Annotated in this window: 10 protein-coding genes, 1 tRNA gene and 1 pseudogene; 7 read left to right on the forward strand and 5 right to left on the reverse strand. The window is 61.6% G+C overall.

Annotated features, from left to right (window positions below; genetic code table 11):
* Together ftsY and NW809_RS08220 are read left to right on the forward strand one after the other, a co-directional pair.
* The coding region (gene ftsY, locus NW809_RS08215) for a signal recognition particle-docking protein FtsY (protein WP_414401918.1) at nucleotides 1-543 on the forward strand (543 nt) is incomplete at its 5' end.
* A gap of 426 nt (nucleotides 544-969) precedes the next feature.
* Complete coding sequence (locus NW809_RS08220; RefSeq protein WP_414401921.1) at nucleotides 970-2,712, forward strand: ArnT family glycosyltransferase; 1,743 nt, start codon at nucleotides 970-972, stop codon at nucleotides 2,710-2,712.
* A 324-nt stretch (nucleotides 2,713-3,036) separates the two neighbouring features.
* Here NW809_RS08220 and NW809_RS08225 read toward each other — a convergent pair.
* From NW809_RS08225 to ureG, 4 genes and pseudogenes are all read right to left on the reverse strand, one after another.
* Nucleotides 3,037-3,116, reverse strand: a tRNA-Leu gene (locus NW809_RS08225).
* A gap of 49 nt (nucleotides 3,117-3,165) precedes the next feature.
* Nucleotides 3,166-4,677, reverse strand: a complete 1,512-nt coding sequence (locus NW809_RS08230) for a hypothetical protein (protein ID WP_414401919.1) — start codon at nucleotides 4,675-4,677, stop codon at nucleotides 3,166-3,168.
* Between the two features lie 37 nt (nucleotides 4,678-4,714).
* Entirely contained in the window at nucleotides 4,715-5,518 is an 804-nt protein-coding gene (locus NW809_RS08235) for an urease accessory protein UreD (protein ID WP_099812369.1), read from the reverse strand.
* Nucleotides 5,515-6,157, reverse strand: a pseudogene (gene ureG, locus NW809_RS08240) (urease accessory protein UreG). Before ureG ends, NW809_RS08235 begins: the two are co-directional and overlap by 4 nt.
* Nucleotides 6,158-6,228: 71 nt before the next feature.
* On the opposite strand from ureG, the gene NW809_RS08245 reads away from it, so the two are divergent.
* Complete coding sequence (locus NW809_RS08245) at nucleotides 6,229-6,480, forward strand: hypothetical protein (protein WP_011429644.1); 252 nt, start codon at nucleotides 6,229-6,231, stop codon at nucleotides 6,478-6,480.
* Between the two features lie 77 nt (nucleotides 6,481-6,557).
* Nucleotides 6,558-7,115, forward strand: a complete 558-nt coding sequence (locus tag NW809_RS08250; RefSeq protein WP_011429643.1) for a carboxymuconolactone decarboxylase family protein — start codon at nucleotides 6,558-6,560, stop codon at nucleotides 7,113-7,115.
* Nucleotides 7,116-7,206: 91 nt separating this feature from the next.
* Here the strand turns inward: NW809_RS08250 and NW809_RS08255 are convergent, their stop codons facing one another.
* Nucleotides 7,207-7,524, reverse strand: a complete 318-nt coding sequence (locus NW809_RS08255) for a DUF3288 family protein (protein WP_011429642.1) — start codon at nucleotides 7,522-7,524, stop codon at nucleotides 7,207-7,209.
* 167 nt (nucleotides 7,525-7,691) lie between these two features.
* On the opposite strand from NW809_RS08255, the gene NW809_RS08260 reads away from it, so the two are divergent.
* From NW809_RS08260 to NW809_RS08270, 3 genes are all read left to right on the forward strand, one after another.
* A complete protein-coding gene (locus NW809_RS08260) occupies nucleotides 7,692-8,876 on the forward strand; it encodes an NAD(P)H-quinone oxidoreductase subunit H (RefSeq protein WP_011429641.1) in 1,185 nt (394 codons plus the stop codon).
* A gap of 30 nt (nucleotides 8,877-8,906) precedes the next feature.
* Nucleotides 8,907-9,110 carry a hypothetical protein gene (locus NW809_RS08265; RefSeq protein ID WP_011429640.1) on the forward strand — a complete coding sequence of 68 codons (204 nt, stop codon included), beginning with the start codon at nucleotides 8,907-8,909 and terminating at the stop codon, nucleotides 9,108-9,110.
* A gap of 61 nt (nucleotides 9,111-9,171) precedes the next feature.
* A partial coding sequence (locus NW809_RS08270; RefSeq protein WP_414401920.1) for an NADH-quinone oxidoreductase subunit H occupies nucleotides 9,172-9,375 on the forward strand: 204 nt, incomplete at its 3' end.

The raw sequence follows: 9,375 nt of genomic DNA on the forward strand, positions 1-9,375 counted from the left end.
CGCGAGTCCGGCTACCAGTGTCTAATTGCTGCCGCCGATACCTTCCGCGCTGCTGCCGTCGAGCAGCTCAAGATCTGGGCAGAACGGGCGGGGGTGGATGTCATCGCCAACCCGTCTCCCAATGCCGACCCGGCAGCCGTGGTGTTTGATGCCATCAACGCCGCCAAGGCCAGAGGTACGGAGCTGCTGCTGGTGGATACGGCAGGCCGCCTGCAAAACAAGAAAAACCTGATGGAGGAGCTGGCCAAGATCCGCCGCATCATTGACAAGAAAGCTCCCGAAGCCAAGGTGGAAAGCCTCTTGGTCTTGGATGCCACCCAAGGGCAAAACGGCCTGCGCCAGGCCCAGGTGTTTGCCGAAGTGGCCAAGCTAACCGGCGTCATCCTCACCAAGCTGGACAGCACCGCCAAGGGGGGGATTGCCCTGGCCATTACCCAGCAGATGCACTTGCCCATCCGCTTTATCGGCGCCGGCGAAGGGCTGGAGGACCTGCGGCCTTTTTCCAGCTACGAGTTTGTGGAAGCTCTGCTAAGTGAGTATTGAGGCAGCCCCTTGCTGGGCAGAGCCACCGTGAACGAGATACCCACAGCTCCCAATTGGGTTGGGCGTCGCCCTCGCCGCCTGAAACCGGTGGGGGCGGGAAGGATGCAGAGGCTCTGCAAGAACTGGTGGCCACCTCGGTGTTGTCGAGGCTGTTGAGAGCATCTGCCAAGAGCTGCGATCCACCAGGGCTGAGTTTTGGGAGTTCACCGACGGGGGAGAACTTCTACTATGGTCGAACTGCACCTGCAACCCCATGCTGGTTTCAGGGCTTGACCTGTCTGGCAGATAAGCTGGAGAGCGCCTCTGGATCCCTGGAGCTTCCCCTTCGCGTCAGTGGTGCGTAGCGCTAAAAAAAGGCCAGATCCCTTGTCGCAGAGTTTAGTCTGGTCAGAGCGGCTACTTGGTGTCGTTCCAGAGGGCTTGTTCATGCGTCCTTTCGGCAACCCCAACCGTTTGGGCAGTTCTCCTGGCGGGGGATCCCTGCCCGGATCCAGCTCTTTTGTGCAGTTTCGCCGCGACCCGCACCTGCTGTCCTTTTGGGGCCTGAGCCTGGTGATCATGGGCCTGGCAGTGCCGCTGTTTGTGCTCTCGGGGGCGGATCCCAGTTTGGCCGGCTGCGACGAGAGCTTTTATGCCCAGATGGCCCGCGAGCTGCTGCGGGGGAGCAACTGGCTGGGGCCGACTTTTTTGGGGGAGCCTTTTTTCGAGAAACCCCCTCTGCTCACCTGGAGCGTGGCCCTCAGCTTTGCCCTCTACGGCATCAACGAATGGGCGGCGCGGCTGCCCGGGATCCTGGCGGCTCTGCTTTCTATTCCTCTGGTGGGCTGGATTGGGCGAGCCTTTTTGCCAACCCGGGCGGCCCTCTTGGGCATGGCGGTTTTGCCCCTCTGCTACCTCTGGGTGCAGCAGGGGCGGCTGGTGGGGCAGGATGTGCCCTTGACCTGTCTGGAGCTCTTGGGGATCCTGGCCCTGGTCAACGGCAGCCGCGGCCACCGACGCTGGTTCTGGCTGACGGGGGCGGCCTTTGGGCTGGGCCTGTTGATGAAAAGCGCCATGATCCTAGTGCCGGCGGCAGCGGTGATCCCCTACTTGTGGCAGCAGCGGCGGCACTGGCTGGGAGCCGCTTCCTTTTGGCTGGGGCTTTTGCTGGGCCTGGGGATCTTCGGCCTCTGGCTGGTGCCGGCCATGGGGGTGTACGGCACAAAGGTGCTGACCACCTTGGTGGGGAAGGTGTGGGATCTGGGGCGAGAACCTTTCCATGCCGATGCCAGCGGCTGGTACTACTTTTGGCACATCCCGATCCATGGCTTCCCTTGGACAGTTTTGGCCTTGGTGGGAGGCTGGCTGCTGCTGCGGCAAAAGCCGGGATCCACCCTGCTGGTTTGGTCTTTCCCCCTGCTGTTGTTTTTGCTCTTGCAGCTCTACCCCACCAAAACCCCCTACTACACGGTACAGCTCTATCCCTGGCTGGCTCTCCTGGCGGGGGTAGTCCTCGATCAAGCTCTGCCGTTTCCGCTCCGCACCGGCTCGGTGGCAACAGCGGGACGAGGTTCTCGGCGAAACAAACCCCCCCTAGCCCAGGTGCTCTCCTGGGGGCTGGCGGCGGTGGGGACGCTGCTTTTGGGTTTGGGGGTGGCCGTCAGGCGGGACGTCGAGGGACTGGAGCTGCTCCAACCCCATGCCTGGTCGTTGGTGGCAATCGGCCTGTTGTATCTGCTCTTGCCGGTGCTCTGGAGCTGGCGGCGGGTGCTGCACTATGCCGGCGAACTCTGGGTAGGCACGCTCCTAGCTGCCAGCATCCTTGCCCTGGTCAGCATTGTCCTGCGGCCTGACTTCGGCAATTTCAATCCTGCCTTTGCCCAGCTGGACTGGAAACAGATGCTGGGCTCTGACAAGGGCGATTTCCCCGTAGTGGACATTGGCCGCAGTGGTCTGCCAGATGTCTGTCAGGCCCAGGCCATCGCCTTTTACACCCCCAACCCAGGGCGATGGGTGGATGACGCCGCCCTGCAAGCAGGAGAACATGGGGATTACCTGTGGGTCTCTCCCGTCCAAGCTCAGCAGCTATCGCTCCAGGATTTGGGGCTGCAGCCTTTGGCCGAGGTAGAGGGTTGGCAACTGGTGCGCCGCTTGGGATCAGCCGGCGGGGAGCTTTCTCCCTCTCCCTAGCAAAAGACCCCAAAGGCCACCGCCAGCTTGCCATCCCCCAAAGGAGCCCAGGTTCCCCAGGCAATCGGCAAGGTACCCTTCACGGCTTTGCAGGCTTCTGGGCTGCCATCTAACCGGAACCCCTCAGCTAGAAGCCGCAGCAGCCCCGCACTGTACCCCCCTCAATCCCCCTGCCCCCCGTATACGGGGGGTTGGGAGGGAAGGGGGGGCGGTCGGAGCCGGGTAGTTTACGCAGCTCGGAAAAGCCAGTTGCCGGAGTGGGATCCTGTCGATGGAGGCAGCTCCTTCTCAAGAGCAAACGCCAAGGCTAGAGTCGCTTTGCCATGGGCAAGGTCGGATTCGAACCGACACGGTTTCCCGCCGCATTTTGAGTGCGGTGCGTCTACCAGTTCCGCCACTCGCCCAGGCTTGAACCATTATCCTACTGAACCGGCGAAACCTCGTCAACCACCCCTACGCGCCGCGGGCTTGCTCGAGTTGCTGGGCTTTTTGCCGCAGCTTGCGGGTTTGCTCCATCACCTCCTCCAGATCTTCCTGGGAGAGGCGCTCTACGTAGTTGATCTTGATCTCTTCCAGCAAGTCTTGCAGCAGGGAGCGGATCTCATCCAGAGCATGTTGCTGGGTAAGTTCACCTGCCAAGACTTCGCCAAATCGCCGCAACAGTTGGGCCACCAGCTTGGAGCCGACGGGATCCTCGAAGCTGTTGGTCAAGGCTTTGTAGGTGGTGGTCAGCTCGCCGGCCAGGCGCTCCGTCAGTTGGCTGGGCAGGGATCCGAGGCCGGGCAGCCGTTCCAGGGTTTGCAGGGCGGGGAGTTGTTTGAGCAGGCCATCCAGGTTGTAGCGGAGCCATTGCTCCACCTCCGGCTGAACCTGGGGCAAGACGCGGTAGAGGACGGTGCGAAAAACCAGGTTGGCAATGGCTTCCAGCTCGTTGATCTCGTTGAGGTCGATGTAGCTGCGGGAGGGATCGGCTGCCGGCAGCAGGGGCAGGGATCCCCGCTGGATGGATGCCTGGATTTGGTTGATCACCCGCACGACGATGACCTCGGTCAGGTCTTCGGCGAAGTTGGTGACAAAGCCCTGGCTTACCTGGGCCCGGACCCGCTCCAGATCCAGCAACTGCGCCTGTCCCAGCCGGATGGTGACGGGGATCACCCGCAGCCAGCGCCAAAAGGGCAACAGCAGCAGCACATCGTACCAGCGCCAGAGCATGGCATCCAGCCAATTGACGCCGGTGTAGCGGCGGCTGATGGCCACCGTGCGCAGGACAAATTCCAGCCCAAACAGCAACACAAAGGGAAAATCCAGCAGCGGAAAAAAGTCCACGGGGCTGCCGCTCTCGCCGATGGGGCGGGAGTAGTTGGTCTCGAAGAGGGGGCGCAGCCGGGCCTGGAAAAATTCGATCCCGTCTTTGGGATCGACGCTGGCCAAGTATTCGGCAGTCCAGAAGCGGGCGAAGGCGGCCCTGGCCGAGTCGGCTCCGGGGATGTGCTCCCGCATCAAGTTGAGGATGCGCACAAACTGGCCGGTTTTGTTGGCGGCCTGAAAGGGGTTGGTCTCGATCATCTCGTCGCTCAGTTGCCGCAAGCGGGCCAGGAGCGGCGCCGCCGCTTCCGACTCCACCCCAAAGCGCAGGGTGACCTGGCGCAGCTCATCCACCAGGGCCAAGTAGCGCTGGGTTTCCGGGTTGGGCTCAATGCCTTTCACCGGGTCATACAGGTCGGTTACCGGGGAGCGGCTGGTCTGTTGGGAGAGGATGGGCAGGGGAATGGGAGGGCCAAAGGCGCCGAAGATCTGCACCCGCCCCTGGAGCCAAAAGTCCCGCCAGGGCACGTAGCTGAGGTCGAAGAGCACCCAGCACAGGTTGCCCAGGGCCAGCAGAGCCATTCCTCTTTCGTAGAGGAGCAGCCAGCGACTTCGTCCCTTGCGAACAGAACGTTTGATAATGCGTCGGGCCGCGTTCATGATCTCGGGCAACGGGTCGGGTGAAGCCAGCCCTAGCCTACCACCCCTGGCTTGAGCTTCTCTGGGCCGCGGCAAGCTGTTGCACAACCTGGCCGAACTGCTGCCAGATGGCCTCTGCCTGTGGCCCCACCTGGCGCAGGATCCAGCCCTGACAGACGGGATCCGGAGACTTGACCAGCCAGTGTGGGGATTCTGTCCCGCTGACGTGAACGGTCGGCCAAGTGGGTTCCGGCCAGTCCCCCAGCAAATACAGGGATCCCCAGCAGAGATGGGATCCCAGCACCGACGCGGTGGAGACATGCTGGTGGGGAAAGCGGAGATCGATGTGTTCTTGCAGCCAGAGCTTTTTCTGGCGGCTAGCAGATGGGCTCCCGGCAGCGACCCAAACCCGCAAGCTGCTGGAAAGGCGCCGAAACTGCCAGCATTCCCCCATGGCCAGCCGCCCGGCCGTCCAGATCTCGGCATAGGCCAGGCGGGCACTGGGATCCAGCTCGATCTGCACCTGTTGGCGGAAGTCTGCTCCTGCGCCGGGAATGGTCGGGTGAGGGATCCAGATCAGTTGGCTGGTGGGGGCCAGCTTGACCTTGGCCTGTTGCCGGATCAGGCCGGGGTGGAGGCGGGTTGCCCCCTGGGTGCGAATTGCCAGCCCTGCGCCTGCCCCCAGCTCGATCGCGATGCGGTGGCGATCCCCGCCCAGCAGGCCGCCGTTGGGGTTGCGCAGGTAATAGAGGGGCGGCTCACCGGGGGATCCCAGCCATTGCAGGGGGGCCTGAGAATACTCCCAAATGCGGGCATGTTCGCCTTGGCGGCTGATCTTCAAGAGGGCCTTGCCGAAGGTCACAGGCGGCTTACAGAGGGGGAGTTAGCCTGGATGGGGCAAAAGAGCACCTCCCGCTTCAGCCAGCTCAGGATCTGATCCAGTCCCTCGCCCGTGCGCAGGTTGGTAAAGACAAAGGGCCTGTCTCCCCGCATGCGGCGGGCATCCCGTTCCATCACCCCCAAGTCCGCCCCCACATAGGGCGCCAGGTCGATCCTGTTGATCACCAGCAGGTCGGAGCGGGTGATCCCCGGCCCCCCTTGCGCGGGATCTTGTCCCCTTCGGCCACATCAATAACATAGATGCAGGCATCCACCAGCTCTGGGCTGAAGGTGGCCGCCAAGTTATCCCCTCCCGATTCCACCAAGATGGGATTCAGGGGACAGAAGCGGCGCTCCAGCTCCTGAATGGCATCGAGGTTGAGGGAGGCGTCTTCCCGAATGGCCGTGTGGGGACAGCCGCCGGTCTCCACGCCGATGATCCGCTCCGCCGCCAGCGCCTTGGCCCGCACCAAAAACTCGGCATCTTCGCGGGTATATTAGTCTCCACGGCCAAAGACAAGGGATCCCGCAGTGCCAGACAGAGCTTTTCCACCAGGGCGGTCTTCCCGGATCCCATCGGGCCGCCAATGCCAACCCGCACCGGCTGAGCAGTCTGCGCCATTTTGCCCGACCTCTGATACCTGATACTCTTTTTGGGCATTCTAGAACTAGACGCTTGCAAGGGATCCGGGTATGGTTCGACTTTTGGTGGCAACTGCCGTAGTGCTGGTGGGCTTTCTGGTGGTGAACCGGCTCTACCGCAACCCGCTCAGTTCAGAGCCAAGTCCAGAGCAGGCCAGCCCAGAAGCCGCCCAGCAAGGGATCCCCCAGGGAGGGCCGCTGCAGATCTACCAATCGCGGGAACAGCTCCAGCAAACCCTCAACCAAGGGGCTACAGCTACCCAACAGCAGGTAGAAGCCCTCGAGCAGTCCTTGGGCAATTAGTTGTGGCGGGTAGGAGGAGATATCCCCCAAACGCGCTAAAGTCGAGAATGCTGCAATTTTTTATTTATAGATCATCCATGCGGATCCCTCCTGTTCCTCCGGAAAAAGCCGACAAGCAACTGCAGAAGGTTTACGAAAGCCTAGAAAAAACCTATGGCACCGCCCTCAACCCGCTACAGGTAATGGCCCACAAGCCGCAGCTGATGCGGGCGGTGATGAACCTGTACGGAGCGCTGCACACCGACAACCCCAACCTGCCCGAGGAGCTAAAAGAGCTGGTCAGCATCCGCATTGCCCAGATCAACGGCTGCCGCCACTACTGCCTGCCCTACCACACCCTGCAGGCGCAAAAACACGGCGCCTCCCCGGCCAAAATTGCCGCGGTGGCCCAGGCCCGCACCAGCGCCCTCTACACCGAAGCCGAGAAGCTGGCCATCGAGTACGCCGAGCGCATGACCGTGCCCAGCATGGTGGTGACCGACAGCTTCTTTGCCCGCCTCAAAACCATTTGGTCAGACGAAGATCTGGTGGAGCTCTCGGCCTGGATTGGCTTTATGAACTTCTGGACCAAGGTCATCGCCGCTTTGGATGTGCCTCTGGATCCCATCTTTGCCGAGCAGCTCCAGGCTTCCTAGTTTCCCAGGTGCTGATGAAGGATGGAGGAACTCCCCTCTTTTGCCAAAAAAGGGGGCAGAAGGATAGACACCCTTCCATAAAGGCTGCTGCCTAGGCCCAGTCATCCCGTGTACTGAAGCTGCGGCCGTAGACCTGGCCGCGGGCGTGGATCTGGCGGGTGCGGGCAAACAGCTCCTCTTCGCTCAGGCCCCACTGTTCCAAGATCTGATCCAAATCCCGCTGCAGATCCCAGGCGCCGGGAAAGCCGTGGTAGCGGATGCGCAGACGGGCCACTTCGGCCAGCACCCAATCCGAGGGGGGGCTCTCCTGCACTTGGGCCATCAGCTCGTTGAGAAGAGCCCGATCGGTGTCGTATTGCGGATGCTGCTGCTCCCGTCGAGAGGAGCTGTTTGTAGGGGAACCAGCCATTGCTCTCCCTCCTTTTTTTCACGTTAGCTGAGTCATCAAGAGCTCCTCAATAGCAAGAATTGGGATCCCTGATGGCCCGAGAGCTCGAGGAACCGCGGGAAAGCCGCTATACTGCAAATGTTGCAGACCATAAACATTCTTCAGTTGCGGAGGCGGCGGCCATGCCCATGCCCATGATCGAGACCCGTACTGACCGGATGCTGCTCAACTTTGGGCCGCACCATCCTTCTATGCACGGGGTCTTGCGCCTGCTGGTCACCCTCGATGGCGAAAACATCGTCGACTGCGAGCCGGTGATTGGCTATCTGCACCGCGGCATGGAAAAAATTGCCGAAAACCGCACCGTGGTGCAGTACCTGCCCTACGTCTCCCGCTGGGACTATGGTGCCGGCATGTTCAACGAGGCCATCACCGTCAACGCCGTCGAGAAACTGGCTGGGATCCCGGTGCCCCGGCGGGCCAGCTACCTGCGGGTGATCATGTTGGAGCTGACCCGCATCACCAACCACCTGCTCTGGTTTGGCCCCTTCTTGGCCGACCTGGGCGCCCAAACCCCCTTCCTCTACGCCATGCGGGAGCGGGAGTGGATCTTGGATTTGTTTGAAGCCGTCACCGGCATGCGCCTCATCAACAACAACTACTTCCGCGTCGGGGGCGTGGCGGTGGATCTGCCCTACGGCTGGACGGAAAAATGCCTCGATTTTTGTGAGTACTTCCTGCCCAAGGTAGATGAGTACGAGCGGCTGGTTACCGACAACCCCATCTTCCGCCGGCGGCTGGAAGGGATAGGGGTCATCTCCAAGCAAGATGCCATCAACTGGGGCCTGTCTGGGCCCATGCTGCGGGCCTGCGGCGTCAACTGGGATCTGCGCAAGGTGGATCACTACGAGTGCTACGACGACTTCGACTGGGAGGTGGCGGTTTACCCAGAGGGGGATTGCCTGGCCCGCTATCGAGTGCGCATGAAGGAGATGCGCGAGTCCTGCAAAATTGTGCAGCAGGCGGTGAAGGCCCTGCCCGGTGGCCCCTTTGAAAATCTGGAAGCCAAGCGCATGCTGGAGGGGCCAAAGTCGGAGTGGAACAAGGGCGACTACCAGTTCATCAGCAAAAAGCCCTCGGCCAACTTCAAGATCCCCAAAGGAGAGGCCTACGTACGGGTGGAGAGCGCCAAAGGGGAGCTGGGCATTTACATCGTCGGCGACGACAACGTCTGTCCGTGGCGCTGGAAGATCCGTCCACCCGGCTTTGTCAACCTGCAGGTCTTGCCTCAGCTCATTCGCGGCATGAAGGTGGCCGACATGATCGCCATCTTGGGCAGCATCGACATCATTATGGGGGAGGTGGATCGCTAAGATACTCGTAGGAAAGGGAGGACAAGGGCGATGGCCTGGGCGATCTTGCTTCTGCCGCTCCTGATTGTCGTAACTATTGCCGCGATTATCGGTCCCAAGCAATGGGCCAAGTACCAAGAAGAAAGGCGCCGCCGCGCCGAAGAGTTATCCGACGCCCGCCTGCAGGCCATCATTCAGCAGGAGCTGCGCCGCCGCCACCGTCCCCCTCAGTCGGATCCCAACGGCAAAGCCTAGTTAGATCCACAGACTCCAGTGCCTTTTTTGACTCACCGTCTCTAGGGAGCCACTCAACCCCATGACAACCGCCGGCATTGACCTACAGCTTGGTTTTGAAACAGCCCTGCAAAACTTGGGCCTGAGCCCAGGCGCTGCCCACGCTTTGTGGGTACCTTTGCCCATGTTGCTCATGGTCATCGCCGCCACCTTAGGAGTGATGGTCATGACCTGGCTAGAGCGGAAGATCTCGGCGGCTGCCCAGCAGCGGATTGGCCCCAACATG

The sequence above is a fragment of the Synechococcus sp. WC101 genome, from assembly GCF_047461555.1.
In the GTDB taxonomy this organism is placed as follows: domain Bacteria; phylum Cyanobacteriota; class Cyanobacteriia; order Thermostichales; family Thermostichaceae; genus Thermostichus.

What these genes read in the sequence shown, in the direction of transcription:
- NW809_RS08220 (WP_414401921.1), top strand. Translation starts at nt 970, where the DNA reads ATGCGTCCTTTCGGCAACCCCAACCGTTTGGGCAGTTCTCCTGGCGGG.
- NW809_RS08230 (WP_414401919.1), bottom strand. Translation starts at nt 4,677, where the DNA reads ATGAACGCGGCCCGACGCATTATCAAACGTTCTGTTCGCAAGGGACGA.
- NW809_RS08245 (WP_011429644.1), top strand. Translation starts at nt 6,229, where the DNA reads ATGGTTCGACTTTTGGTGGCAACTGCCGTAGTGCTGGTGGGCTTTCTG.
- NW809_RS08250 (WP_011429643.1), top strand. Translation starts at nt 6,558, where the DNA reads ATGCGGATCCCTCCTGTTCCTCCGGAAAAAGCCGACAAGCAACTGCAG.
- NW809_RS08255 (WP_011429642.1), bottom strand. Translation starts at nt 7,524, where the DNA reads ATGGCTGGTTCCCCTACAAACAGCTCCTCTCGACGGGAGCAGCAGCAT.
- NW809_RS08260 (WP_011429641.1), top strand. Translation starts at nt 7,692, where the DNA reads ATGCCCATGATCGAGACCCGTACTGACCGGATGCTGCTCAACTTTGGG.
- NW809_RS08265 (WP_011429640.1), top strand. Translation starts at nt 8,907, where the DNA reads ATGGCCTGGGCGATCTTGCTTCTGCCGCTCCTGATTGTCGTAACTATT.